Raw genomic sequence first — 26154 nt, forward strand, 5'->3', positions numbered from 1 at the left:
AATAGTATTTTTTGTAAATAAAAGTGAAAATGTGGTATAAACTTACGTGAGATGGTAGTTTATTGAGCAGCAAATATACACATATGGAGTGTACATACAACTCATTTCAACATCTTCTTTTCCCTTTTTGTTTCCATAAAAAAATAATTTATATAATTAAATTGGCGGAGCTTTAAGTAATACTGCACAAAACAAACATATCTACCATCACTAAATTTGCTTTCCTTGTCTTTCATAAATGCATCACTATGCCCTATAATACTTTCCATTCCTGCTATTTATATCTTCCGCTCCATACAGAACTCTCTTTGGATTTATAACAATCAGAAAAACTGCAACTACTAAATAAAAAATCGCGTTATACATAATTAGATCAATTAAGTTTCCTTTTATAATACCAATAAAGAAATTAAAAAATTGATGGATAATGATTGGGATAATTAAATTCTGATTTAAATTATAAAATGCAGTCATAACGATTTTTATAGATATGATAGAGATCATAAAAAATAGAATATATTTAATTAGGTCCATGCCTACAAATCCTGTAGTAAACCAAATAGGTAGATGCCACATCCCCCACCAAAATCCTATAATTAGCGAAGCTTTTAGTGGTGAATGCCTCTTTTGAAGCTCAATTTGTGCAAAGCCTCTCCATCCTAGTTCTTCTCCTAATGGCCCCGCAAGAAAGTTTTTAGCAAAGAAATAGATTAGCATTCCCCATGAAGTGACAGTAAAAATAGAATCTACTTCACTATTTTTAGACACGACAAACAAAATCATTAAAAATATGAAAGTTTGAATCATACTCACAATAAGAATTATAGAAACTTTAAGTTTATTCTTGAACTTGTCTTGTACAAACTGTATAAAGCTCTGCCCTGGATAGATTTTTTTAAATAACACGGCAAAAGCAAAAGTTGAGGACCAAGACGATATACAAAACATTACATCAAAAACCCATGCTGAGAATTCTAGCATACTTATAGCTCCTACAAGCAAAAAAAGTGGCAGAAAAATGATATTGGTTAGTACAATAAAACTCGCTACTGGTTTTTTTAGTTTCTTTTCCCTATTCATGCGCAATCCCCATTTCAAACTAAGTATTTCGTAAACATAATAGTATTTACATTTACAGATACTCTCAGCTTAAACCTGGGGGTTACTCACAGGTCAATACATGTCAGCATTATTTTACAGGCGCATAAATTTCTAAAAATATACGCTCAAATCCCTCTTCATATGTGGTAAGTAATATATTTATATACACTAGCCCCAAAAGTTCATGTCCTTGTTCTATTGCTGCTTTTCTTAAACTGGATTCCACATTATGATCAATACTTTTCCCACCAGTTGCCCATCTTCCATCTTCAATAACTGTATAAATACATTTTGGATGCGATAGAATTTCCTCTTCTAATTCTTTATCAAAGTCCTCTATCTTTCTTACAATTATAAATTTATCTTCTATAATACCTTCTTCGTTGAAATTTATAACTCTTCGTAAAGATGTTAAAGTAACTGCTTTTTTTAAACTATCCGTATTCTTTTTCAAAGATTCATATTCATCATACGCAGTAAAATGCTCTATTTCTCCGTTTACTTCTAACGGCTTCATTTCTTTTACTACGTATTTCCCTAAGAATTGCGTTGTTTTTTCGCAATCTTCTTTTACAATTTGAAGCTTTTTTAAAAGAAGTTTTTTATATTCTATCTCCTCTAAAACTTCTTGTTCTTTCTCTGCTAACAATGATTTTATTCCCTCTATACTCTTACTTTTTCTTAATTCCTGAATTTTTTTTATTTCGATATCCATTTCCCTATAGAAATTGACCGTTGTTATATCATATATATCAAAATGATTATATTTTCTATACCCATTCTCAATATTTTGCTTCGGCTTGACCAAACCTTTTTCCTCATAAAACTTCAAAGTATCTCTAGATACATCTAAAAATTTTGCAACCTGTCCAATTGTGTACATTACGTTCTCCTTTAACATCGCTACTTAAACTTTTACATTCATATTGCATATTCTGTAAATTATCGAATTTCCCTTCCAATTAATACTCCCCATCTCCTTTTTCCACAAAAAAAGACACAGAGATTTCTCCCCATGCCTACTAATTCCTACTTCTTCACCGCATGCACATAATGCACCGTCTCAAAAGCTTCTAAATAATCATTTCGTCCTTCAAAATATAATTTATTTATGTCTTCTGGCGATAAATGCTCATAAATGAGTAAGCCTGCCTTCTCTAATAGTGCTTCCATTTCGGTATAAGAAAAACACGATTTCATCGGTTCTCCGCCTACTGCAGCCATTTTCACCATATTTTCCACTCGATTGGACAGTCCCTTTTCTGTAAATAAGTTTTCATCCGGATAATCGAATACGATAGAGCTCCCCTCTGGAACCATCTCGAATAAGTATTCTATTAAACTAGAAAGCTCCTCTTTCGTTAAATAGTACGTAACACCTAATAGGCTAAAGAACGTCTTTTGGTTTTCAAATCCTTCATTTACTAATGTTTGCTTCGAGAAATCTTTAGTGAAATCCATCGACACAAAATGAAGGTTGCTTGGCATTTCATACTCTGCTTCTTTCACTCTTTGTATTTTAAACTCTTGCGTAGAAGGATGATCCACTTCAAATATTTCTATTTCATTCTCTAATTCTCGATGTCTGAAACTGAACGTGTCTAAGCCCGCACCGAGTATGACGTATTGTTTTGCTCCTAATGTAATCTCATGTAGTAATACTCTTTCACAATATGCCGCGCGTGCCAAAGGTGTTGGTGATAATTGAACTTGTGTAATCCATTTTAATATTTCTTGTGGATTGTCTTGAAACTTCTCTGCAATGTCTGTATTAAAAAACTGTATTCCTTGAACCATATTCGTTTCAATATCGTTACGTTCTTTTTGTGAAATAAAATCTTTAGCTACATAATCATCAAAGATTTTAGGACGATCAAATTCACTATGATACGCTCTTCCAAAAGCTGATACTAGCGACGTTACACTCGCTTCACCTTTTTTCACGCACATACACTCCTTCATTTTTACAACAAAAATAGGGTTCCCCTGGCCAGGAGAACCCTATTATACACTTTATTTATATATTGGTAAATTATATCATAAATAAGTTTTTTTGTCAAGTTTCTAGCCTGCTATCATACCAACAATTTGTATATTCTCTGGCAGGAAAATTGTCGATTCACACAGAATGTTCCAAATTATAACAATACATATGGAGGCCAATATGAAACGATTAGTCATTATTACCGTAGGAAAAACACACAGCGGAAAAACTACATTTGCTAAAGAACTAGAAAAAGAGTTACCCAACTCTTTCGTTATGGATCAAGATAACCAAGCTGAATTTATCAACACACATTACGAAAAATTACAGCCGGATGAAGGCACTAATACATTTAAGCACGGTCTTTCGAAATTCATTGTTGATTATGCAAAAGAACATACGAGTTTACACCTTATTATTTGCAACTCAAATAGAAGTCGAAACGGCAGGATGTATTTACTCAATGAATTGTTTCAGAAAGATGACTATGTACGCATACTCGTTCATTTTGATATTCCAGATGATGTCCTTTACGAAAGAGTAGCTCGAAGCACGCGAAGTACAAATATTTTTAGAGGTAGTTATTCTAGTTTCAAAGAAGTACTCGATCGACAACAGTCTGAATCACTATATGAAGATGTAGTCGATCCTATAGAAAACGAGGCTGATTATTTGTTTGTTATTCGTAATAGTAAAGATGTAAACTCTACTATAGAAGAAATTGTTCATCTAGCTAAAGATTTGTCCCCTACTCCAAAATAAGAGAATTACATAATCATAGATTATTATGCAAATACTTCCTCTAGACATCATACATGGTATATAATAATAAGATAATCTACTTCTATATGCTCAATTTTACACAAAACAGCTCATGCATATGAAAGAAAAGAGGTACAAAAATATGAAAACAAAACAAACAATCGCTGCGTCTACACTAGCTTTGGCAATGATTGCTGGGGCAAACTCTGCTCATGCAGAAGTAACTGATGCTACTCCACAGCAAAGTACGGGAGATCGATTAGCTGAAATTAAGCAACATAGACAAGAGTTAGATGCGAAATTGCAGCAACACAAAGAAAACGTAGATCAAAAGTTGAATGAACTTAACCAAGTTAAGGAAAATGTTGATACGAAGGTTAATGAACTACATGAGCGTAAACAAGTTGCTGATGAAAAAATTAACGAAATGAAACAACGTAAACAAGAGTTAGATGCAAAACTTCAGCAAGACAAACAAATTGCCGAAGATAAAATCGCTGAAATTAAAGAGCATAAAAAACAAGTAGAAGACAAAGTTGCTGAAGTTAAAGAACATAAGCAAAATATCGATAATAAGGTTAATGAGATTAAAGAACATAAACAAACTGTCGATGAAAAAGTGAATGAAATTAAGCAACATAAAGAAAATATCGATCAAAAGGTTAATGAACTTAAGGAAGTTAAAAAACAGGTAGATGAAAAATTAGCTGAGTTAAAGAAAGCAAAACAAACTGCTGAGGACAAACTTGCTGAGCTAAAAGAAAATATGCCGAATACTGGGAACACGTTAGAGGAACTTAAGAAAATTAAAGGTAATTTAGATAGTCTTTCCGCTAACTTAGAACTAGCTAAACAAGATGTAAAAAACAAACTAGCTGAATTACAAGAAACTAGACAAGATTTACTAAATAAAATTAACGAAATAAAACAAGCGAAACAAACTGTTTCAGACGATTTAACAAAGAAAAAACAAGACTTAGATATTAAAATTAACGACTTTAAACATACTGAGAAAAAAATTGATGACAAATTAGCTGAGGTACATACAACGAAGCAAAATGTAGATAACAAAATTAATGAAGTATCTCAATCGAAACAAACTGAAACAAAGACTGGTACTACAAACACAAACAATAACACTAGAGAACTTCCTAACGCTGGTAGTGAGCAATCAAATAATATGGCTTTAGGTATGTTATCTGTATTAGGCGGCGTTTTATTAGTAACACGAAATAAAATTAAAGCGTTATTCTCAAAATAAGGCCCTTATAACTATATTTTATAAAAAGGACAATCGCACATTTATGTGCGATTGTCCTTTTTCTTTATATTAACTTCCCATCTCTAAGCGTCAATATACGATCACATACATCAAGCATTCTTTCATCATGCGTAATCATAATTGCTGCTTTTTGACTTTCTTTCACTTCACGTTTCATCATTTCTACAACTTCACGTGCGCGTTTTGAGTCTAAGCTTGCAGTTGGTTCATCCGCTAATATTAAATCTGGGTTGTTCATGAACGCGCGAGCGATTGCTACCCTTTGTTTTTCCCCGCCAGATAGTTGATTTGGATAATGACTTTTTCTTTCTCCTAATCCAAATGCCGCTAATAAATGATCCGCACGCTTTTCTGAGTCTTGTTTGTTTTCTTTTTTAAGCTTTGCAATGTAAAGCAATTGTTCTTTAACATTTAAATATGGAACAAGATTTGCGAACTGGAAAATGAAGCCGATTTTTTTCAAGCGAATGTCTGTCATTTCCTTTTCCGATAACTTCGTAATATTTTGCTCACGAATGTAAATATCCCCTTTTGACGGTGATAATAAAGCACCCGCGATTGATAATAATGTACTTTTCCCTGATCCAGAAGGACCAACGATTCCAATAAACTCTCCAGCTTTCACATCAAGCGACATCGGATGAAGGGCTGTTACTTCCGTATTCCCTTCTCCGTACACTTTACTTACTTTATCTAATTTCAATAATGAAGTCATTACATCCCGCCTCCAATTGCTTCTAATGCATCAACTTTTAATACTTGGTATAACGAAATAAGTGTTCCTAAAATACTAATTACGATAAAGATTGCTCCATATTGTGCAATCATCGGTGTTGTTAATAAGAACGGCATACCTGCTGGTAAAATTTGTTCTAATCCTTGCACAAGAACAATACTGATTACCATCGCAACGACTGATAAGAATAAAGCCTGCACGACTAAACTATTTGCTAAATAAGAATTCTTCGTACCGATTGCTTTTAATACGCCTAATTGCTGTGTTTTTTGCAATGTAATGACGTAGAAGAATACACCGATTAGTAACGCAGCGATAACAAGTAAGAATGCAATGATCATCGTTAATGTTCCTTGCTCCTCTTTAAATCCGGGAATACTTTGTAGTACTTCTTTTTTGTCGATAACATGTGCATTTTTAATTTCTTTATCTGTATTCAGCGCAATCGCACTATAATCTTTTTGGTTTGGTTGTGAAATAGCTCCCCATACGTCTTCATTTACATAAACGACTGGTGTATGGCTAAACATTTGATCTTTCGTAAATCCAACGATTGTAAATTCTTTCTTTGAAACAGGATCAATAATTGTGTCCCCGATATCGATTCCTTTTTCTTTAATAGATTCATCAGCAACCATTTCGTTGTTTGCTGTGCCTAATTTCTCACCTTTTACAATTTTCGGTTCTAAAAATGAATCGCGTTCACTTGAGAAAATAGCAACATCCACTTTTTTCGAACTGTCTTTCTTTTCATACGTTGAAACTTTCACACGGAACGGAACGGCCTCTTTCTCGCCTACTTGATTTACTACGTTATTTACATCATCTTGCTTAATTTGTGAACGAAGTAATTTATTTTCCGCATCATCTGCTAAGACGAACTTATTTGCCTCCATATTTTGAATCGATGAAGCATTATCATATGATAATCCATTTGCTAATCCTGAAATAACAAGAACTAAAAATGATAATAACACCATAATAAGTCCGATTAATCCATATCTTAATTTTGATTGTTTTAATTCACGCAGAGCTAAAAACATTTCGCTCGCTCCTTCCTCTTACTTTCTATGCACTTATCATAAAAAAGAAATATGAACGGAATATGAACAGAAGATTACAGAGGAGAAAATTTAATTTTCAGAAAGTATTGAAAATAATTAGAATCCTTGATACAATTCAGTCAAATAATCTTGACCGAGTAATTTCATTTAAGGAGTTGATCATCTTGAAGCCCATGTTAACACTCACTACTTATAGCCAACTAAAAGCAATAAGCGATCCACTACGTGTCGAAATGATGATGCGACTATGCGAACGTCCTTATACAGGGCAACTACTATCTGAGAAATTCGGCATTCCAAGGGCGAAAATTCATTATCATTTAAAGGAATTAGAAAAGAATGGTTTTATAGAAATTGTTTATACAGAAGAAAAGAATGGCATCATTCAAAAGTTTTATCAATCTATCGCTAGAGGCTTCACCCCTGCCGCAGACCTATTACCTCATTTAGAAATGTTGAGCGAATCAGGTCGCCAAATCTTTTTACAAATGACAGAAAGAACGAAAAACCACATTCTCGCTGCACCAGAAGAAGCTTTTACATTACGAAAAGTAAGTGAAGACCCAGCTGAGTGGAATTACGTTTCATCTTGTTGGGAATTTGATGCCACGCCAGAACAATTTCAAGTGTGGGTGAAAAAGTTTCATGAATTAATGGCTGAATTAAATGATATCGTAAAAGATGCGGATAAAGATCCAAATAGTAAATCTTATTACATTTCTACTACTGCACTACAAATCGACGAACGAGCAATGCAGCGCTTTGTGAAAAAAGAAGAAAAATCGTAATACGATTTTTTTTACATAAACGGTCAAATTTATTTTACCGAATAAATTTATTATAAAGGAGTAGATAAAGTGGACATATTAAAAAACCGGAATTTCCTCTTATTATTTTTAGGGAGAATTTTCACAAACATAGGAGATAGTTTGTATTATGTAGCCGCGATGTGGCTCGTATACAAGCTGAGTGGTAATCCTTTTTATTCTGGATTAGCTGGTTTTCTTACGTTATTACCTTCTACACTTCAATTTCTTACCGGTCCATTCGTTGATAGATGGTCAATCAAAAACACCCTCGTCATCACACAAGTTCTGCAATGTATCCTTATATTAATCATTCCTATTACACACTACTTCGACCTATTAACTGTTCAACTACTACTTATCATCATGCCCATCGTAGCCTTTATCGAACAATTCGCCTATCCCGCACAATCGAAAGCTTTACCACTTCTACTGCATAAAACACAATTATTAAAAGGAAACTCTCTCTTTTCATTTGCGTATCAAGGCATTGACTTAATTTGTACGACTCTTTCTGGAATATTAGTAGCACTACTTGGTGCCATTACTTTATATGTAGTCGATTCCTTAACATTCGCGATTACTGCCCTATTATTCTTTTCATTGAAAATGCCAAAGCAAGCAGAAACAAATACATCACTTTCAACTAAACAATATTTCTCTGATTTAAAAGAAGGCTTTTCGATCGTCTTCCGCTCATTAATGGGCGCCTTCTTAATCGGTTCAGTTGTCGCTAATTTTTCAATCGGTATGACGATGGCGATACTCCCTTCTTACGCTGATTCTTTAGGAGGCGTGAAATCATATGGCTTCTTCTTAGCTGCTATATCAGCAGGTAGTCTCATCGGTGCATTATTCAGTTCATGGATTGGCAAACGTAATGTTGGCCGTGTCTCCATTATTAGCTTTGCGACTGGCTCTATCTTTTGGTTTCTCTCTACGATTGTACCGTTTCAATGGCTATCTATTCTCTTATTCGGCCTAGCTTGGATACCAATCGGTGCCACCAACATATTATTTGCGACAATTAGTCAAATTGCAATTCCAAATCAATATCTTGGACGCATTAACTCAGTCATGCGAAGTATGGGCACAATTGCTATGCCGTTCGGTTCTTTAATTGGCGGATACACCGCAAATGTATTTAGTAGCCAATTCATTTTTGCGCTCGCTAGCATCGGTATTTTATTTATTTCTCTCGTATGGCTGCTTCATCCGAAATTACGAGCATTGCCGAAAGCTGATGAAATTACAGCGGATACTTTTGGAGTTCATTTTAGGGAAGAGCGCGGGAAAGGTACAGCTTTATAGCAGGAACAAACATAACCCCGTTCTAGATTTGGGACGGGGTTAAAATGTAGTTATTTAATTTTGGATGTAAAATACTTCACTAAAAATATAACAATAGCACCAACTAAAACGTTCAATTAACGATTTGATGGCCAAGACCCCTGCATTTTCCTTAATTGAATAATTTGGCCTGTATGATAAGCATCATGAAGCATGATATCTAGTAATTTCCCCTCAAGTGAATTTTGTTCAAGCTCTTTTTCAGAAATTGCACTCAATACATGTCTTAAATTACGCTGAGCATTTTCAGAACGTTCAACAACTTTCTTCCATTCCTCATCATCATTGGATTGCTCAGTAAGATAAAAGGTGTCATTACCGTCCAGATTGTGTTTCCATTCACGGCCTTCTAAGTTTGCAGCAAGCCTCTCTTTGTAATAAATGAGATGATTAACGCTCTCCCAAATGGTATTCGTTGCCTCACCAGATGGTTTCCACGTAGCCTGTTCGGCTGTAAGTCCTTCTATAGCATGTTTAAACGGTGCATACCAACTCTCTTTATCGAATGTTGAATCTAGTACGTTTAATAACAAGTCAATTCGTTTCAAAGTAATTTCCTCCCTACACGGTTCAAGTTTTAATACAATCCTTATAACTCTGTAGAGATTCTACATGTTTAAATAAACTTCCTCCTGAGCTCACTCCACAAACTCGTCCGATTATGTAATGAAAATGACTCACATTTTTTCACTTTACACGTATACTAGAAACCAAAAAAGAAGAGGCCCTTCCGTAGCAGCCTCTTTCATCTATTTCGGAAGCTCCACCTGAACAGTAGTCCCTTCCCCTTTCGTACTATACACTGAAACGTTTCCGTTATGCAGTTCTACAATCTTCTGTACAATCGATAATCCTAAACCGCTACCTTCTACGTTTCTTGCTCTTGCTGTATCTACTTTGTAAAAACGATCAAATATACGATCCATTTCTTCTTTTTCCATACCAATTCCGTTGTCTGATATATAGATCATCACACTTGATTCTAATTCTTCTACAACAAATTCAATCGTTCCGCCGTCGTTTGAAAACTTAATACTATTCGTAAAGATGTTACTCCATACTTGATGAAGTAAGTTTTCATCGCCTTGTATTGTAATATCCGGCACATCAAATTCAACGGCAATATCTTTTTCACGCCATTTCCATTCGAGCATAAAAATGACGTCTTTAATTTGCTTTTGTAGATTGAATTCTTTTATTTGTAATACTTTTTCTTCTTTATCTAAAGAAGCGAGCGTAAGTAACTGTTTACATAAACTAGACATTCGCTTACTTTCGCCCTCAATAATTTGCAAGTAATGGTTTCTTTCTTCCCCACTCATCTCTTCTGACTGTAACGTTTTTGAGAACCCTTGAATAGAAGAAAGCGGCGATTGGAATTCGTGAGAAACGTTAGAAACAAATTCTTGTCTCATCTCATCTAATTCTTTAATACTTTTCGTCATCTTTTGAAAATTAGTTGCTAATGTACCAATTTCATCTTTTCGATTTCCATCTAATTCGATATCATATTCACCACTTGCAATCTTTTGCGTCGCTTTCGTAAATGTACGAATGGGACGAACGATATAACCTGCTGCAATCGCAATAAAAATAATACTTAATAAAACGATAAACCCTAGTAATACCGCTAGAAAAATTCGCATCTCACCAAATTGTTGCTGAATGTCAGGACGAATGAATAAAGCGTACTGTTTATCACCGTGTTTTACCGGCACACCGACACTATTAATTAATTCATTATCGAAAAACCCCGTAATAAAGAGGCGTGTTGGATATGTAGAAACGCCGTTAAACGTTTCCCCTTGCAACACTTTATGAACAGTATCATCGCTAATAGAGGTCTTACGAAACGCATTGCCAATACGCTTTCCATTCTTTTGATCATCGACAATATATATTTCATATCCTAATTTCGCGATAGACTGTAAGTACGCCTCTTTGTTTTCTTCACTTTGCCTTTCATATAACGCTTTAACTTCTTCCGCATACATTAAAATCTTTTCACTATTGTACGGTTTTAACTTCACTTGATAGTACACATTTGTTAATAAAAAACCGATAATACTGCTAAGTAGCATGATTCCAACCGTCATAAAAACAAATCTAGAGTATAGTGATTTCATTTTTATTTCAACTCCAACTTATAACCGAGCCCGCGTACTGTCGTAATTTGAAAATCATCCGTTCGTTTTGAGAAACGATCTCGTAGTCTCTTCACATGAACGTCAACTGTTCGTTCATCCCCTTCAAAATCCATTCCCCATACTAATTCAATTAATTCTTCTCTTGAAAATGTCCTTCCAGGATAACTAGCCAGTTGCGATAACAACTCAAATTCTTTTAATGGAAGCAGAATCGTTTGACCGTTACACTTCACTTCAAACCCTTTTCGATCAATTGTCGTACCGTGCAACGTAATAATATCAGCACTCAGCATTTGATAACGACGCAGTAATGCTTTCATACGGAAAATGACCTCAGCTGGCTCAAATGGTTTTACAATATAATCGTCCGTACCAGAAATGAATCCTTTTTCTTTATCAACTAACTGATCTTTCGCAGTTAATAAAATAACCGGTATATCATGATACTTCCGGATTTCTTCACATAACGTATAACCATCAACAAACGGCATCATAATGTCTACTATCGCAAGATGAATATTTTCTTTCTCTAATACGCCTTGCGCTACCTTTCCATCTTCTGCTTCAAAAACTTTAAACCCCTCTTTTTGTAAATGGTAATGTAACAACTCTCTAATATGCTTATCATCATCAGCTAATAAAATATGTATCATCTTCATTAAACCCTCTCTTGTTCATCCTTCTACATCCTTACCTTAAGAAACAATTAGATTTTTTGCAAGAAAAAGAAAAACAAACCAACATTTTAAGATAAATAAAAAGAATCTATTTTGAAAAAAGATTATTCAAAATAGATTCTTACGTTTTAGTATTAAGATTATTTTAATGAAAAGTAATTTCTATGCTTTAGAAATATCAACGAATCCTTCTCCAAATACGTCACGAACATCGTGTATAGCAATGAACGCAGCCGGATCTGTAGTTTGAACAATCCGTTTTAGCTTGACTACTTCTTGCTTATTAATAACAACATAAAGAATTTCCTTCGGAGTTTTCGTGTAATAGCCATGACCTGAGTACACAGTAACCCCTCTGCCCATTAAGGTAGTTACCTTCCCGGCAATTTCATTCGGGTTATCAGAAATAATCGTAATGGCTTTCTTCGGATTTAAACCTTCAATTACAAACTCCATCACTTTCGTTGCTACATATAGCATAATAATTGTTATCATCAGTTTTTCTGCACCAATGATGAAATAAGATGAAAACGCAACAATTAAATCGAAGAACAGTAAACCATAGCTAATGCTCCATCCTAAATATTTATGCGTCATCCTTGCTAAAATGGTAGTACCTGCTGTTGTTCCGCCAACGCGAATAATAAGACCAATCCCGCACCCAATAAATATTCCTCCGAAAATGGCATTTACAAGCATTTCATCCGAAGCAATCGTCCAACCTTCTGTCAAATGAAGGAATAGCGAATTCGTAACTACAGCGATAATCGTATAAATTGTTGTAATCTTATTCAAAAATTTATAACCAGCTATTAACAAAATCGCATTTAAAATTAAGTTAACTAAGCCTGGTGACCATTCAAATAAATAATACGTAATAATCGTGATACCAGTTACTCCACCCTCACCAAACTCGTTCGGGATAACAAACAAATTGACACCTAACGCAAATAGAAATGCACCAATAATAATAAAAATAATGTCTGTCGTTCTTTTTTTCATACAGTACCTCACTTCTTATGTAAATATTTATTCTGTCATAAACTCTCACCATTATATCGTGGAATATTCAAATCGAACAGTGGTTTATTTTTATTTTAATATAGGATGATAAAACAACTTTATCCTATATCCACATGTAATTTAAAAAGTAAAACAACTGTATTTATTATGTACTACAAGTAAAGTTTTGATTTCACATGCAGTTGATGCTAAAAAATGAATATGAACACTCACTCGCACAAACTTCGAATACAAAACAAATAGGCGAAGCTATAGAATAGACTTCGCATCAAACATTTGATCCCAGAGATTTATATTCATACATTCCAGAAATAAATTTACTTATCTTTCTCCATATATTCTTTAATCTTTCGTTCTTCCCACTCTTTTCCGAATATCCCAACTGGAAAAGTTGTCAAACCGTGTATAACGATACCGATCCCCCAACCTGCAAGTGGATATAAAAACCATAATTTACTTGAATCAGAGCTTATATTTATAATAAAAAGCATTAAGTTCACTAGTATATAGACTGTTAAATGAATATAAAACGCTTGTAAATTCTCTACCCTTTTTTTAGCTCGTAAATAAACCTCATCTCGCTCCACCCTTAAACACCTCTTTCAATATTTTATTTTTTAAACTCGCTCCGATCTAAACATCATATTCTAATCGAAAATCCCTTATTCTCAAAAAAACATAAAACAAAAAAGTACCCATCGAATTGTCATACATATGATCATTCGATGGGTACTGCATGATACATTTGTTATTTACAAGAGTCTAATTAAGACCAAATCCAAACATCATCATTATTTTCAGCGTTGCTCTTTACCTCATGAACCTTTTCAATGTTGTCCGTTGTGTTCCAGTTAATAGAACTTCCGCCCCATCCTACATGCTTCATATCAATTTTTACTTTCTCACCTGTATGAAATACTTGTCCCTTCGTTAAGAAAACATCAATAATATCTTTTTTCCCGTTTAGTGATGGATACTCAACTACGACATATTTAGTAGAACCTTCTCCTTCCTCTTCCCTCGTTCCGACTTTTGATACTTCCCCAATTACATAGTCAGGAGAACCATCTTCTTTCATGTGCATACCTAATTTATTTGACGTATTTTCAACTGTATTTGCAATCATATATTCAGTAAAATTACGCATCATAGATCCAGTAGCTTTAACCTCATCCCCTACTTTCACATTTGAAAGGGTATCTATATACACACTTACAGGCTCCTCATATTGCTTAGATTTTACGACAATTACACCGTTATCTACTTCTACTACTCGTCCTTCTAACGTCGAGAAATTCGATTCAATAGAAGCTGCACTCGCTTTTGATAGTTCTAATCCTGGTAAATTCGTTCCTGATAATGCTGCGATCCCTAAAGCACCTGCTAAAATTAATTTTTTCATACCCATATGTAACCTCTCCATTCATGATGATTGTATTTTTGATTGGATACGACCAACCTGTAATCATTATAGTTACACGTTGTAGAAAATAGCAACCATCTTTCTTATGCAATGTTGCATACTGTAACTTTTAAATATGCAGCAAGAGGACTAAATTCTCGAATTATAATAGTTAATTTAATTCAAAGCTAAAATAACCTTATGGGCACGGTATAAAGAAATTAAGAGCCACTTTCGGTCCTAAAGTTAGCGAATAGCTTTATAAAAACTCAATCAAAATCTATTCAACGAATTGAAAAATGAACCATGTCGAATTTTATTTTCATAAAATTCAAATTTCAAGGAGGTTTTACAAAATATTACACAGAATTATTCGTATATCGTAATATAATTGGTAATTTTTTACGATTTATTTCATTTTATCTACCACGTTTAGACAAAATGGAAAACCATAGCAAAAGGAGAGATATAGATTGAAAAGAAAAATTAGTACAGCTGTTGTAGGTTTATCGGTATTCAGCTTTGGTCTTTTTGGTGTAAATATTGGGGATGGCGGCGTTGTAAAGGCTGCACATGGGGATACTCCTGCTCCGAAACAAGAGAGCCATGCTGATCTTCCTGCCCCGAAATTAGAGGGACATGGGGATCTTCCTACTCCTAAATTAGATTCACATGGAGATTCATGGGCTCCTGCTTATGATCATGGAAGACCTCCTATTTCATCATATAATAAAGGGGATACTTGGGCTCCGAAACAAGAGACACATGCTGATTTAAGCTCGAAATTAGATTCACATGCGGATACTTGGGCTCCTGCTTTCAATATTGGCGATACTCCTACTCCGAAACTTGAGGGGCACGAACATTTCCCTGCTCCAAAACTAGAAGCTCACGGTGAAACTATTTAACACACCCCCCCTAGCTATATAACTAGGGGGGTTATCTTTTCATCCTATTCAGACCTCATGCATACTTTCTCAACTTTTATTTTAGTACTGTGCATGTGACATCATTTTATTAAGATTCTATAGTCAATTGTGATCCCTTTCCCCCAAAAAACATGGACAACACTATAAAAACACATAGATTGACAAGTTTAAAAATTCAGAATATTATTTATCAAGAAAAAATTCCATATAATTACTTTTTATTGTGTTACCATTATAGTTACAATTATATAGAAAAATATACAAGGGGGCTAATATGAACATTTCATTAAAGGGACATACATATACAACAAAACATTTAGAAGCTTGGTACCATGCAATCTTAACGCAAAACGTTAAGGAAGCACAAATTCAGTTTCAAGAAGCTAAAAAAGGACATGAAGAAATGCTTTTGAAAGAAACAGAAACAATTCCACTTTATCACTTATATTACGCATTACTCCAGTTCCGACATACAGCTCTGACAGATGGACTATCAATCACGAAAGATAGTTTTCAATTCATAGAAGACCAAGAAAAACCAGAAGATAAACATTTATCTTATCTATATCATTATTATAAAGCGATTCATTTTGCAGCAATTAATCATTATCAAGAAGCAGAAGAATATTTCTTAAAAGCACAAGCACTTTTATCCGGACACAGTCAAATTGAACAAGCTGATTTCTATTACCGATACGCTGCTTATCATTGTCACCAACAACAACCAAGTTTTGCGATTGTAAATGCTTCTAAAGCATTAGAATTTTTTGAAACGCAACACGGATGTGAAAGAAATATTTCATCCTGTTTAAGTGTACTTGGTGCTTCTTATGTAGACGTAGGACATTTTGAACAAGCTGAGGAAAGCTATAACAAAGCGTTAGATATTCTCCAAAAATTAAATGAAGAATCATTACAACTGTATGTGCGCGGTAATCTAGGTCATCTATATGCTAGCCAGAATCTTTCTGAAGAAGCGATTCGTCACTTGACACAAGTTGTTGAAAAAATCCCATCTCACTACAAAGCTATATTCTTACTTGCACAAGAACATGAAAAATTAGGACTTATCGACAAAGCAAACCACTACATTAAAATAGGGAAACAACTTATTTCTGAACTTGGTAATGAAGAGCACAAACATCACTTTGCTATATTAGAAGCTTTCACGAATCAAACTGAATTAGACAAAATTGAACCGATTGTTTTAGAAGGAATTGAATACTTCAATAAAGAATCTTTATATATCTATGTTTCTGAGTATCTTGAAAAACTAGCTCTTGCGTTTTATAACAAACAACAACATGAAAAAGCAAGTTTATACTTCTTTAATAGTACAATAGCAAAAAAATCAAATGAAAGAGGGTTAAAGAAATGAAAAAAACAATTGGTAAAATCGCTTTAGGTATTGCATTTACGGGTATTGCTGCATTTGGCTTAAACGCAGGTTTCACAAATCAAGCTGGACATACTCACTTCCCGTCTCCACCAGCTCCTTCTTTTTCTGAGGGCCATACTGGCGGCGCTCCTGCATTAAACATCGGTGACACTGGTGGGGCTCCTAAACAAGAAGGGCATGCACATTTCCCTGCTCCAAAAGTTGAATCTCATGGCAATACTGGCGGCGCTCCTGCTAATTCTGAGCATGGTACAGGTTGGTAAGTTAACAAAATTAAAAACAATTTAGATTACGTTCCTATATGTTTACAAGAAAACTATTCGATGTTATGTGGTTTTCAAGTCTAAAAAATACACCTAATAATTAGGTGTATTTTTATTTTACCTCTCTATCTAAGAATTAAAGAATACTCCCCTAAAAATCCCAACAAAAAAAACCGAAGAAACTACCTATACCTCAGACACTTAAAGTACTACGAACGTTGCGATTTTTAGTGACACTCCGTATCCAATCTCACTTTCATCCCAAGTGCCTAAAGGCGATAGCTTTCTTATTCAGGAAAAGCTGTAACCTCTCCATTCATGATGATTATATTTTTTGATTGGTTACGACCAACCTGCAACCAATATAGTTACAATTAGTGAAAAATAGCAACCATCCTTCTCATGCAATGATGCATACTGTGATTTTTAAATATAAATCGATTATTCCTATATTCAACACTACTGCTAAATTCTTGCATATCAGCAGGTAAACGGATTGATGATGAAGAAACTAATGTCATGCATCATGTTTTTTTCAATGATACAGTTTGTATAATCGTAGTCCATTACATTATGTAGGAGCGGTGTTAACATGTTAATAAAACCAAAGAGGTTACAAGCAGGAGATATCGTAGCAACAGTAAGTCCTTCATGGGGAGGCGCAGGTGATTCTGAAATAAGATGGCGATATGAACAAGGAGTAAAAAGATTAGAAGAAGTTTTCGGTCTTACGGTTATCCCAATGCCAAATAGTTTAAAAGGTAGCGAATTCATTTATAACAATCCACAGGCTCGTGCGGAAGATTTAATGACAGCTTTTAAGGATACGCGCGTGAAAGCAATTATTGCGAATATTGGCGGTGAAGATAGCATTCGCTTACTTCCTTATATAGATTTTAATGTAATACGAGAAAACCCGAAAATTTTTATGGGATACTCTGACGTTACTATTTCACATTTATTTTGCCATAAAGCAGGTCTTTCCTCTTTATACGGTCCAGCAATTTTGACCGACTTTGCCGAAAATGTAGAGATGGATCGATATACAGTTGAAATGGTAAATCGAACTCTCTTTTCCAATGAAACGATTGGCGAGATTCAACCAGCTCATGAATGGACGAGTGAGCATTTAGAATGGATAGAGGTAAATAAAGATACAAGTCGTACGATGCAACAAAACAATGGATATGAACTACTTCAAGGCTCTACCACTGTACAAGGGCGTTTAATTGGTGGATGTATAGAAGTATTAGAATTTGCAAAAGGAACGGAGATTTGGCCTGAGAAAAAACATTGGGAGGATAGCATTCTCTTCTTTGAAACTTCTGAAGATCATCCAGAACCAAGTTATATAAAGTATTGGTTACGAAATTATGCAGCGCAAGGCATTCTGCAAAAAGCAAAAGGTATCATCTTCGGTAAACCGAAAGACGAAATGTATTATGAAGAATATAAACACGAAATACTGCAAGTAATGAAAGAACATCATTTAGAAGATTTACCGATTCTTTATAATTTAAATTTTGGCCATACCGAGCCGAAGTTTATTTTACCTTACGGTGCGATGGCAGAAATTGATTGTGAAAATGGGTCTTTCTCTATTTTAGAGAGTGGCGTGGAATAAAGGAAAACTTTAAATAAGTATCTAATTGGAGGGAGATTACGTGTATGGAAGTAACATTTACAGTAAGTAAATGGGATGAAAAACTAATTGATGATACTAGAAAAGATTTCCCTATTAATATTGCTCATGTTGAATATGATATTGATGGTGAGTTAAAAGGAAAAGCTTTTGTTGAATACTTATTATATTATTTAGACTCAAATATAAATGATGGTCACTTGGCTACTGCTAAAATTTCTGGATTTTTACACTTTGAAGGAATTTACAAGGGGCAACAAGGAACATTTACAGCTATAGAGCAAGGAATATTTGATAAAGGAAATTTAGATTCCCCAGGAACAATTATTAAAGCTACCGGTAACTTAGAAAATCTGCGAGGTTCCTATAATTATCAGTTTACAGGTCAAACCAGTAAACTAATTTTAAAGTTTGAATTTTAACAAAATACCCTATAATATAGTGAAGAGGACATTTCTTGCAATACTAGAAATGTCCTTTTTATTGACGAGCTTATCCAACTATTTTCTAATAGTTAAGAAAAGAGTATAATACATAAATTTTTCGTTATGGGGGGAATTAAAACTCTAAGCCTGAGGGCCCCACTTACTCATTACTTTTCCTATCAATTAAAGAATAATCCCCGAAAAACTCCCCTTCATAACTTCTTTTTCAAGTTGATTCCTACATGTAAACATCGCAATAATTTTTGTGCGGTTTTTTTCATCGGGCTCAAATTGTTCAATGGTTACGTCACAGCGAATCGTATCACCGCTAAACACAGGACGTAAAAATTCAAAATCCATCTTGCGAGCTAGTACGTTATAGTCACCGCCAATTTTTGTAGGCAACGTTGATGTTAACAGCCCTTGTACAACAAATCTCCCCTGCTCATCTGGTGTAACATGATGAACACCTTCATCTTTAGACACTTCCGTAAATAACGCAACATCTTCTTTTGTAAAAGTTCGTTCAAAGGTGATTTTTTCGCCTACTTGTAATTTCATCCATACCCCTCCTCAAAAACCCTTTTAAAATAAGAAAAACCGAAACTAAAAATCATTTCGGTTTTTCACTCTAAAGAAGTTTATTTTAATGAATGAACAAACAACCCACTGCGAAGTTTCGGTTCAAACCACGTTGATTTTGGCGGCATAACTTCTCCGGCGTCTGCGATTGCTAATAAAGCCTCCATTGATGTCGGATATAATGAAAACGCTGCTTTATATTCACCGCTATTTACAAGGCGTTCTAGTTCTTCTACTCCGCGGATTCCTCCGACAAAGTCAATGCGTGAATCAGATCGCGGATCATGTATTTCAAGTACTTGGCTTAATAAATGATCTTGCAGAATAGATACATCTAAACCTTTAACGAGATCATTCGCATCAAACGTTTCCTCTTTCACTGTAAGCTTATACCACTTCTCGTTTACGTACATACCAAATGTTTTCGGCTCATTTGGTTTATACGGAGAAACAGCTGCTTCTTCTACATAAAAGTATTGTGCAATTTGCTTTAAAAACTGTTCTTCTGATAAGCCATTTAAGTCTTTTACAACTCGGTTATAGTCCCAAATGGATAATTCATCGTGAGGGAATAAAACAGATAAGAAGAAATTAAACTCCTCTTCTCCTGTGTAATTCGGATATTGTTCTCTTCGCATAAGCCCTACTTTTGCAGCTGATGCAGAGCGGTGATGTCCATCTGCAATATAAAGATTAGAAATATCTTCAAATGCGTTTACTAAAGTAGCAATTACATCCTCATCAACTATTTTCCAGGCAACATGCTCCACGCCATCTTCTGCTGTAAATGTATAGATTGGCGCATGCTCTTCTTTCCAGCTTGCAATGATACGTTTCACATCTTCTTTTGTACGATACGTTAAAAAGATAGGCCCCGTATTTGCATCACACACATCTACGTGGCGTATACGATCTAATTCTTTTTCGTGACGCGTTCTTTCATGTTTTTTAATTGTATCATCTTCATACTCATCAATAGATGTACAAACGACAAGACCTGACTGCGTTCTTCCTTGCATCGTCAGTTCATAAATGTACAGTGCTGGCTCTTCATCTTGTATGAATACTTCTTCTCGTATAAATCGATTTAAATTTTCACCCGCTTTTTCATATACACGATCATCGTACGGTGAAAGTGCCGGGTCTAAATCAATTTCTGCTTTATCAACGTGTAAGAAAGAATACGGATTCCCTTTTACAACCTCTCTTGCCTCTTTACTATTTAATACGTCATACGGTAAAGCTGCAACTTCCGCTGCTTTTTCTTCTACTGGACGAATGGCCCGAAACGGTCGGATTTTTGCCAAGTTTTCCTCTCTCCTTTACACAATCATTCGAACGGCTACAACACCTGTAATTTTGCTTATATTTTCCACAATGTTCTCTTTTATTATATCATCAATTCCGTTATCAATATCAATCATTGTATACGCCCAAGAATGTTTACTACGATTAATCATATCCGCAATATTAATATGATGTTCTGCTAAACATCCTGTAATTTGTCCTACCATGTTCGGAACGTTTTGATGCATGATTGTAATACGTTTCTTTCCGATATAAGGGAGTTCGACGTTTGGATAGTTTACTGAATTACGAATATTTCCTGTCTCTAAATATTCACGTAATTGGCGCGCTGCCATGAATGCACAGTTTTCTTCTGATTCAGACGTAGATGCACCAAGGTGAGGCGTCGCTGTTACATTTTTCATCTTTATCACATTTTCATTCGGGAAGTCTGTTACGTAATGCGTAATAACATCTTCTTCTAACGCTTTTTGAAGAACATTTTCATCTACAAGTTCTCCTCTAGAGAAATTGAATAAACGCATACCTTTTTTCATCTTCTCTACAGCGTGTTCACCAATAATTCCCTTCGTTTGATTCGTAAGAGGAATATGAAGTGTAATATAATCACATGTTGCGAAAATTTCATCTAAACTAAATGCTCTTTGCACATGTGTAGAAAGACGCCATGCAGTTTCAACTGAAATGTAAGGATCGTATCCGACAACGTCCATTCCTAAAGCTAACGCATCGTTCGCAACTAAAGCACCGATTGCGCCAAGGCCAATTACACCTAGACGTTTTCCTGCAATTTCTGATCCAACGAATTGTTTTTTTCCTGATTCAACAAGCTGCGGTACTTCTTCACCCTCTAAATTTTTCGTCCAGCTTACACCGTTAATAATGTTACGTGAAGACATAATAAGGCTGGCGATAATAAGTTCCTTTACTGCATTGGCATTAGCTCCTGGTGTATTAAATACTACAATCCCTTTTTCTGTACATCGCTCGACAGGAATATTATTTACACCAGCACCAGCTCTTGCAATCGCCTTTAAGTCTTTTGAAAATTCTTCTTGGTGTAAAGAATAGCTGCGAAGTAAAATACCATCTGGGTGGTCCATTCTATCCCCTATTTCATAACGCTCTCCGTCAAGAACTTGCAAACCCTTTTCTGCAATTTGATTTAACGTTTGAACACGAAACATATCCCCATCTCCCTATCTATTCTCAAGCTCAAATTCCTTCATATAATTTACTAATTGCTGTACACCGTGTACTGGCATCGCATTGTAAATACTTGCACGCATACCACCGACTGAGCGATGTCCTTTTAACGTAACAAGGCCGCGTTCTTTCGTTTTTTGTAAAAACTCATTGTTCAGCTCTTCTGACGGTGTTGTAAACGGAATATTCATAAGTGATCGATACGTAGGATCAACTGGTGAAGTAAACAATTTTGATTCATCTAAGAAATTGTAAAGAAGTGAAGATTTCATTCTATTCTGTTCTTCAATCGCAGATACCCCGCCTTGCTCTTTCAACCACTCTAGTACAAGTTTCGTTACGTAAATACTAAAGGATGGCGGTGTATTATATAAGGAGTTATTTTTGCTGTAAGTTTCATAGTTTAACATCGTAGGACAAGAGCGATCTGCTCCCCCAATTAAATCTCTTTTTATAATAGCAATCGTTAAGCCCGCTGGCCCTAAATTCTTTTGCGCTCCCGCATATATAAGACCAAACTTCGTAACATCATATTGTTCTGATAAAATATTTGAGGACATATCCGCAACGAGCGGTACTTTATCTAAATGTGGAATATCCACATATTTCGTACCCTCAATTGTATTGTTCGTTGTAATATGTACATAATCTAGTTTTTCATCATTTGGTAAACCATCCAATTTAGGAATTGTAGTAAACTTCTCTTTTTCAGAAGAAGCAAGCACTTGTACTTCCCCTATTTTTTCAGCTTCTTGCATCGCCTTTTTAGACCATGAGCCAGTCAATACGTACCCTGCTTTTTTATACGTATTCATTAAGTTTAACGGTATTATAGAGAATTGTAATGACGCACCGCCTTGTAAAAACAGTACTTCATACTCATCAGGAATGTTCATTAATTCACGAATCAGGCTACTCGCTTCATCTATAATACTTTGAAAATAAGAAGATCGATGACTCATTTCCATAATAGACATGCCTGTCCCGTTATAATTTACAAGCTCCTTTTGCACTTTCTCTAAAACTGGCAAAGGGAGTATTGATGGTCCAGCTGAAAAATTATATACTCTCTCCATCACCCTAATAACCTCCCTATTTCTTATTTTTATTAATTTTTAAACTTTCTGAATTATAACCTGAAATATAATACGTGGTCAATTTGTTTTCTATTATTACGGCGTAAGACGCAATGGAATCGCTTGCATGTGCAAACTATTTTTTATAAACATACAAAAGAGTGTTAAGTACATAATCGTACTTAACACTCTAGTAGTAATAGAATAATAGCTAATTGTTCGTAAAGAACCGATCAAAAATTTGATAAATAGCAGAAAGACCAAAGAGCCAATAAATAGTGTCCACAAGCGCCGGCATAGAACCAAACCATTTCTCAACTACATTGTAATCTAACGCTACAAATAACCAATTCAAACCGCCAAGAATCACCAAAATTACTGTAAGGTAAGACAAAAATTTCATTCTGATTGCCCCCTAGGTGATAAGATGGTGAAAGGCCTTTCACTAGAAATATATGTGGTAAAATTCAAAACTTACCTATTTAATAAAAATTATTTTCGGTACCAGCCGTTAATAACTGCCTCTGCTTCTTTACTATGTATTTGATACGCATGCGTACTATTATGAGAGCCAATAAACCAAATGGAAAAACCTTTAAAATACGGTTTCGTTTCTAATACTTCTCGGTAAGCGCGCCATCCGTTTAATTGTACGTCCTTTGAAAACACATTAGAAACATCTGGATTCCACGGATTTTGTAATCCAAGCTCACGCGCCGGAACGTTAAATCCACCAAAATAAACGGGCTTTCCTGTTGCTTTATGTAATTGTTCCAATTGCTGCACAACATTTTGTCCACGATTATATACTGTTGTGGCAAATAAACTTTGCTTCACTTCTTCGTATGATGGATTTCTTTTTCCCGAAACTTCAAACCAACTATCAATACTAACAATATCCACCTTTTTTAAATATGGACGATTTATTTTTTCTATAAACTTCGCTTCATAAGATGGATCAAAGCTTGCTGTTAACCACCAATTCATTTGATACAAAATATTTCCTTTATACTGCTGGCGGACGAAATCAATCGTATCGCTCCAATATCCTTCTGCATATTCCATATTAACGAAATTAGAAGCAATCTTGAGCCCGTACACATTGTATTTACTTGTAATCGAATGAAAGATATCTTGTAGAATAACCGTTTTCCAATTCCAGAAGAAATCATTAATATTACTCGGATTCCATTCCGTTTCCCCAACATTTCCTTGCTGAATATATGGGAACGGTTCCACAATAACTTGAATATTACGCTTTAATAATTCTTGAATTAAAATAATCGCCTGTTGCTTTTGCTCTTGATTAATTACCATGTTCGTAGAAGTCACGTTCGGAATATCTACCTGAATCGGTACATTTACTGTATTTAAATTTAAGCGCTCTACATCCGCTAACACTTTCGCCACATTTCCAACTTCCCATACCGTTACGTTTCCTGACTTTATCTTTCCTGATTGAACAGTATTCACATCTGCCTGTACATTTCCTTGAAAACAAAAAGAAAACAACATAATAAACACCCCTAAAAAACTTACTAAACTCTTATTTTTCTTCACAACTTTCCTCCTATAATTTTTGGCATTCTTGCTTATTCTATACAATGTTTCACATATATTCCATAAAAAAAGGGGGGGAATTTTCATCCATAAAAATGCTATTCATCCTTTATTCAACCCTTATTCATACTAACCTCCTAAAAATAGTAAGGTAAATAAAAAAGGAGCGTATTTCCGCTCCTTTTTTACCCTTATATGATTGAATTTATTGACTTCCTTCTGGTAACTTAATTGGATCAAATTTATCATATGAATCAATTTTTATGCTCACAACTGTATCCAATTTTTCTTTATCCGCACTAGATTTTTTATCTGTATTACGTTCACTCAGTTTTATAGCTGTACGCATCTCTTCAAATTTATAATCTTTCGTTATTATATATTCAACAGTTAACGCATCCATATTAAATCCTTCCATTAATTTGTTCATATCTCCATTAATTTTCTGTAATGTATCTACTGCTTCTTTCCCCTTTAAGTCAAGTGTAAGCTTATATGTATCTCCCTCCTTCTTTGCTTTCATTTTCTTAGCCAAAACTTCCGGTAAATCTAACTCATTAAGTAAATTTTTACTTACCATTACGTCATTTACATTAAATTGATCATTAGGTATCGTAATTAACTCTCCTGTACCAGGGTCTTTCACTTGAGCAACGACTTTTCCATCTACTTCGTACGTTACAATATCTGTTCCACTTATTTTCATTTCTGCTCTAGAATTCTTTCGTTTCGGCTCCATTTGAATGTTCATTTTAATCTCTTCTGATTGACTGTTCCCCTTCATTGACATAAGAGACGTTAAAGTGAGAAAATCCTCTTGTTTAAAATTATCACCTGCTTTTTTAAAAATATCTTTCGCTACCAATTCATTTTCTTTTTGTACAGCGACTGGTTTCGTAACATTCGTTTTCTCACTACTACACCCCGTTGTCAAACCTACTATTAACGCCAAACTAGATGCTACAATTATTTTCTTCATAATGATCTCCCCATTCCATATTAGAAATAATTACACTTCGTGTATAGTCAATTAAATGAATTAATATAAAAACAGATACAATACTTATTTCACTTCTAAACTAAACCAATTGTTCAATCCATATACTAACGTAACTAACGCTCCAATAACACCAAAAACAACTATATTTATACCGATTGAAGAACCAAATACAACAGCCATTATTGACACAATCATTAATAAAATGGCGATACTATTTATCTTAATTTCTACTATATCGCCATCCTTTACTTTCTTTTCTTTACTCCCAAAAAAGAATTGTTTTACTTTTATATTTACTTCATCTCCCTCAAAAGGAAGCGTATATTCTTCATTATTTTCAAGTTTCATTACTACTTCATTATCTACCTTTACAGCCACTCTTGCTGCTCCTCCCATCATTCCCGTTGCCCTTACTACTTTAATACTCATG

General features: G+C 34.7%; 28 protein-coding genes. 9 read left to right on the forward strand and 19 right to left on the reverse strand.

Annotation, left to right across the window (positions count from 1 at the left end):
• Window positions 1–246 precede the first annotated feature (246 nt).
• From FS802_RS12695 to FS802_RS12705, 3 genes are all read right to left on the reverse strand, one after another.
• On the reverse strand, window positions 247–1080 hold the full coding sequence (locus FS802_RS12695; RefSeq protein WP_098653499.1) for a CPBP family intramembrane glutamic endopeptidase: 834 nt from the start codon (window positions 1078–1080) through the stop codon (window positions 247–249).
• 109 nt (window positions 1081–1189) lie between these two features.
• Window positions 1190–1984 (reverse strand): MerR family transcriptional regulator, encoded by a 795-nt coding sequence (locus FS802_RS12700; RefSeq protein WP_098653498.1) that lies wholly within the window; start codon window positions 1982–1984, stop codon window positions 1190–1192.
• 146 nt (window positions 1985–2130) lie between these two features.
• The gene (locus FS802_RS12705; RefSeq protein ID WP_144525057.1) at window positions 2131–3051 is read right to left on the reverse strand and encodes a class I SAM-dependent methyltransferase; all 921 of its coding nucleotides are present in this window, start codon (window positions 3049–3051) and stop codon (window positions 2131–2133) included.
• A gap of 202 nt (window positions 3052–3253) precedes the next feature.
• Between FS802_RS12705 and FS802_RS12710 the strand changes: the two genes are divergently transcribed.
• Window positions 3254–3847, forward strand: a complete 594-nt coding sequence (locus FS802_RS12710) for an ATP-binding protein (protein ID WP_098653524.1) — start codon at window positions 3254–3256, stop codon at window positions 3845–3847.
• A 142-nt stretch (window positions 3848–3989) separates the two neighbouring features.
• Window positions 3990–5108: an LPXTG cell wall anchor domain-containing protein gene (locus tag FS802_RS12715; protein WP_098653496.1), complete on the forward strand. Its 1119-nt coding sequence runs from the start codon at window positions 3990–3992 to the stop codon at window positions 5106–5108.
• Between the two features lie 64 nt (window positions 5109–5172).
• Here the strand turns inward: FS802_RS12715 and FS802_RS12720 are convergent, their stop codons facing one another.
• Entirely contained in the window at window positions 5173–5844 is a 672-nt protein-coding gene (locus tag FS802_RS12720; RefSeq protein WP_000202602.1) for an ABC transporter ATP-binding protein, read from the reverse strand.
• Entirely contained in the window at window positions 5844–6908 is a 1065-nt protein-coding gene (locus FS802_RS12725; RefSeq protein WP_000477784.1) for an ABC transporter permease, read from the reverse strand. Before FS802_RS12725 ends, FS802_RS12720 begins: the two co-directional genes overlap by 1 nt.
• Before the next feature lie 185 nt (window positions 6909–7093).
• On the opposite strand from FS802_RS12725, the gene FS802_RS12730 reads away from it, so the two are divergent.
• Together FS802_RS12730 and FS802_RS12735 are read left to right on the forward strand one after the other, a co-directional pair.
• Window positions 7094–7717 (forward strand): ArsR/SmtB family transcription factor, encoded by a 624-nt coding sequence (locus tag FS802_RS12730; protein WP_098653494.1) that lies wholly within the window; start codon window positions 7094–7096, stop codon window positions 7715–7717.
• A gap of 69 nt (window positions 7718–7786) precedes the next feature.
• The gene (locus FS802_RS12735) at window positions 7787–9046 is read left to right on the forward strand and encodes an MFS transporter (RefSeq protein ID WP_098707225.1); all 1260 of its coding nucleotides are present in this window, start codon (window positions 7787–7789) and stop codon (window positions 9044–9046) included.
• A 116-nt stretch (window positions 9047–9162) separates the two neighbouring features.
• Here the strand turns inward: FS802_RS12735 and FS802_RS12740 are convergent, their stop codons facing one another.
• From FS802_RS12740 to FS802_RS12765, 6 genes are all read right to left on the reverse strand, one after another.
• Window positions 9163–9633 (reverse strand): DinB family protein, encoded by a 471-nt coding sequence (locus FS802_RS12740; RefSeq protein ID WP_000821004.1) that lies wholly within the window; start codon window positions 9631–9633, stop codon window positions 9163–9165.
• A gap of 201 nt (window positions 9634–9834) precedes the next feature.
• Window positions 9835–11211: a sensor histidine kinase gene (locus FS802_RS12745; protein WP_144525059.1), complete on the reverse strand. Its 1377-nt coding sequence runs from the start codon at window positions 11209–11211 to the stop codon at window positions 9835–9837.
• Window positions 11212–11213: 2 nt separating this feature from the next.
• A complete protein-coding gene (locus FS802_RS12750) occupies window positions 11214–11891 on the reverse strand; it encodes a response regulator transcription factor (RefSeq protein WP_000781971.1) in 678 nt (225 codons plus the stop codon).
• 180 nt (window positions 11892–12071) lie between these two features.
• Entirely contained in the window at window positions 12072–12911 is an 840-nt protein-coding gene (locus FS802_RS12755) for a YitT family protein (RefSeq protein ID WP_000747488.1), read from the reverse strand.
• Between the two features lie 338 nt (window positions 12912–13249).
• Window positions 13250–13519: a 2TM domain-containing protein gene (locus FS802_RS12760; RefSeq protein WP_048559934.1), complete on the reverse strand. Its 270-nt coding sequence runs from the start codon at window positions 13517–13519 to the stop codon at window positions 13250–13252.
• Window positions 13520–13698: 179 nt separating this feature from the next.
• The gene (locus FS802_RS12765; protein WP_144525061.1) at window positions 13699–14340 is read right to left on the reverse strand and encodes a hypothetical protein; all 642 of its coding nucleotides are present in this window, start codon (window positions 14338–14340) and stop codon (window positions 13699–13701) included.
• A 467-nt stretch (window positions 14341–14807) separates the two neighbouring features.
• Between FS802_RS12765 and FS802_RS12770 the strand changes: the two genes are divergently transcribed.
• From FS802_RS12770 to FS802_RS12790, 5 genes are all read left to right on the forward strand, one after another.
• Window positions 14808–15242: a hypothetical protein gene (locus FS802_RS12770; RefSeq protein WP_144525063.1), complete on the forward strand. Its 435-nt coding sequence runs from the start codon at window positions 14808–14810 to the stop codon at window positions 15240–15242.
• A gap of 295 nt (window positions 15243–15537) precedes the next feature.
• Complete coding sequence (locus FS802_RS12775) at window positions 15538–16641, forward strand: tetratricopeptide repeat protein (protein WP_001027124.1); 1104 nt, start codon at window positions 15538–15540, stop codon at window positions 16639–16641.
• Complete coding sequence (locus FS802_RS12780) at window positions 16638–16925, forward strand: hypothetical protein (protein ID WP_000750944.1); 288 nt, start codon at window positions 16638–16640, stop codon at window positions 16923–16925. The genes FS802_RS12775 and FS802_RS12780 overlap by 4 nt, the downstream gene beginning before the upstream one ends.
• A 592-nt stretch (window positions 16926–17517) precedes the next feature.
• Window positions 17518–18549 carry a S66 family peptidase gene (locus FS802_RS12785; RefSeq protein ID WP_000905860.1) on the forward strand — a complete coding sequence of 344 codons (1032 nt, stop codon included), beginning with the start codon at window positions 17518–17520 and terminating at the stop codon, window positions 18547–18549.
• A 44-nt stretch (window positions 18550–18593) separates the two neighbouring features.
• Window positions 18594–18989 carry a DUF3224 domain-containing protein gene (locus FS802_RS12790; protein ID WP_000454081.1) on the forward strand — a complete coding sequence of 132 codons (396 nt, stop codon included), beginning with the start codon at window positions 18594–18596 and terminating at the stop codon, window positions 18987–18989.
• A 186-nt stretch (window positions 18990–19175) separates the two neighbouring features.
• Here FS802_RS12790 and FS802_RS12795 read toward each other — a convergent pair whose 3' ends face one another.
• The 8 genes from FS802_RS12795 to FS802_RS12830 all read right to left on the reverse strand — a co-directional run bounded on the left by FS802_RS12795 (window position 19176) and on the right by FS802_RS12830 (window position 26153).
• Complete coding sequence (locus tag FS802_RS12795) at window positions 19176–19553, reverse strand: hotdog family protein (protein ID WP_098653489.1); 378 nt, start codon at window positions 19551–19553, stop codon at window positions 19176–19178.
• Window positions 19554–19633: 80 nt separating this feature from the next.
• Entirely contained in the window at window positions 19634–20881 is a 1248-nt protein-coding gene (locus FS802_RS12800) for a DUF1015 domain-containing protein (protein ID WP_098720281.1), read from the reverse strand.
• A 15-nt stretch (window positions 20882–20896) separates the two neighbouring features.
• The gene (locus FS802_RS12805; protein WP_000490234.1) at window positions 20897–22069 is read right to left on the reverse strand and encodes a 3-phosphoglycerate dehydrogenase family protein; all 1173 of its coding nucleotides are present in this window, start codon (window positions 22067–22069) and stop codon (window positions 20897–20899) included.
• A 12-nt stretch (window positions 22070–22081) separates the two neighbouring features.
• Complete coding sequence (serC, locus tag FS802_RS12810; RefSeq protein ID WP_144525065.1) at window positions 22082–23164, reverse strand: 3-phosphoserine/phosphohydroxythreonine transaminase; 1083 nt, start codon at window positions 23162–23164, stop codon at window positions 22082–22084.
• 211 nt (window positions 23165–23375) lie between these two features.
• On the reverse strand, window positions 23376–23567 hold the full coding sequence (locus FS802_RS12815; RefSeq protein WP_000670802.1) for a DUF378 domain-containing protein: 192 nt from the start codon (window positions 23565–23567) through the stop codon (window positions 23376–23378).
• An 89-nt stretch (window positions 23568–23656) separates the two neighbouring features.
• Window positions 23657–24724, reverse strand: a complete 1068-nt coding sequence (locus FS802_RS12820) for a glycoside hydrolase family 113 (protein WP_000739797.1) — start codon at window positions 24722–24724, stop codon at window positions 23657–23659.
• 205 nt (window positions 24725–24929) lie between these two features.
• On the reverse strand, window positions 24930–25703 hold the full coding sequence (locus FS802_RS12825; RefSeq protein WP_098653487.1) for a DUF6612 family protein: 774 nt from the start codon (window positions 25701–25703) through the stop codon (window positions 24930–24932).
• 84 nt (window positions 25704–25787) lie between these two features.
• Complete coding sequence (locus FS802_RS12830; RefSeq protein WP_000025042.1) at window positions 25788–26153, reverse strand: hypothetical protein; 366 nt, start codon at window positions 26151–26153, stop codon at window positions 25788–25790.
• Between the last annotated feature and the right edge of the window lies 1 nt (window position 26154).

Origin of the sequence: Bacillus sp. DE0042, assembly GCF_007680225.1 — a bacterium.
GTDB lineage: Bacteria > Bacillota > Bacilli > Bacillales > Bacillaceae_G > Bacillus_A > Bacillus_A wiedmannii.

Coding starts and splice junctions, on each gene's coding strand:
- FS802_RS12695 (WP_098653499.1), bottom strand. CDS start 1,080: ATGAATAGGGAAAAGAAACTAAAAAAACCAGTAGCGAGTTTTATTGTA.
- FS802_RS12700 (WP_098653498.1), bottom strand. CDS start 1,984: ATGTACACAATTGGACAGGTTGCAAAATTTTTAGATGTATCTAGAGAT.
- FS802_RS12705 (WP_144525057.1), bottom strand. CDS start 3,051: ATGTGCGTGAAAAAAGGTGAAGCGAGTGTAACGTCGCTAGTATCAGCT.
- FS802_RS12710 (WP_098653524.1), top strand. CDS start 3,254: ATGGAGGCCAATATGAAACGATTAGTCATTATTACCGTAGGAAAAACA.
- FS802_RS12715 (WP_098653496.1), top strand. CDS start 3,990: ATGAAAACAAAACAAACAATCGCTGCGTCTACACTAGCTTTGGCAATG.
- FS802_RS12720 (WP_000202602.1), bottom strand. CDS start 5,844: ATGACTTCATTATTGAAATTAGATAAAGTAAGTAAAGTGTACGGAGAA.
- FS802_RS12725 (WP_000477784.1), bottom strand. CDS start 6,908: ATGTTTTTAGCTCTGCGTGAATTAAAACAATCAAAATTAAGATATGGA.
- FS802_RS12745 (WP_144525059.1), bottom strand. CDS start 11,211: ATGAAATCACTATACTCTAGATTTGTTTTTATGACGGTTGGAATCATG.
- FS802_RS12750 (WP_000781971.1), bottom strand. CDS start 11,891: ATGAAGATGATACATATTTTATTAGCTGATGATGATAAGCATATTAGA.
- FS802_RS12755 (WP_000747488.1), bottom strand. CDS start 12,911: ATGAAAAAAAGAACGACAGACATTATTTTTATTATTATTGGTGCATTT.
- FS802_RS12765 (WP_144525061.1), bottom strand. CDS start 14,340: ATGGGTATGAAAAAATTAATTTTAGCAGGTGCTTTAGGGATCGCAGCA.
- FS802_RS12775 (WP_001027124.1), top strand. CDS start 15,538: ATGAACATTTCATTAAAGGGACATACATATACAACAAAACATTTAGAA.
- FS802_RS12780 (WP_000750944.1), top strand. CDS start 16,638: ATGAAAAAAACAATTGGTAAAATCGCTTTAGGTATTGCATTTACGGGT.
- FS802_RS12785 (WP_000905860.1), top strand. CDS start 17,518: ATGTTAATAAAACCAAAGAGGTTACAAGCAGGAGATATCGTAGCAACA.
- FS802_RS12790 (WP_000454081.1), top strand. CDS start 18,594: ATGGAAGTAACATTTACAGTAAGTAAATGGGATGAAAAACTAATTGAT.
- FS802_RS12795 (WP_098653489.1), bottom strand. CDS start 19,553: ATGAAATTACAAGTAGGCGAAAAAATCACCTTTGAACGAACTTTTACA.
- FS802_RS12805 (WP_000490234.1), bottom strand. CDS start 22,069: ATGTTTCGTGTTCAAACGTTAAATCAAATTGCAGAAAAGGGTTTGCAA.
- serC (WP_144525065.1), bottom strand. CDS start 23,164: ATGGAGAGAGTATATAATTTTTCAGCTGGACCATCAATACTCCCTTTG.
- FS802_RS12815 (WP_000670802.1), bottom strand. CDS start 23,567: ATGAAATTTTTGTCTTACCTTACAGTAATTTTGGTGATTCTTGGCGGT.
- FS802_RS12825 (WP_098653487.1), bottom strand. CDS start 25,703: ATGAAGAAAATAATTGTAGCATCTAGTTTGGCGTTAATAGTAGGTTTG.
- FS802_RS12830 (WP_000025042.1), bottom strand. CDS start 26,153: ATGAGTATTAAAGTAGTAAGGGCAACGGGAATGATGGGAGGAGCAGCA.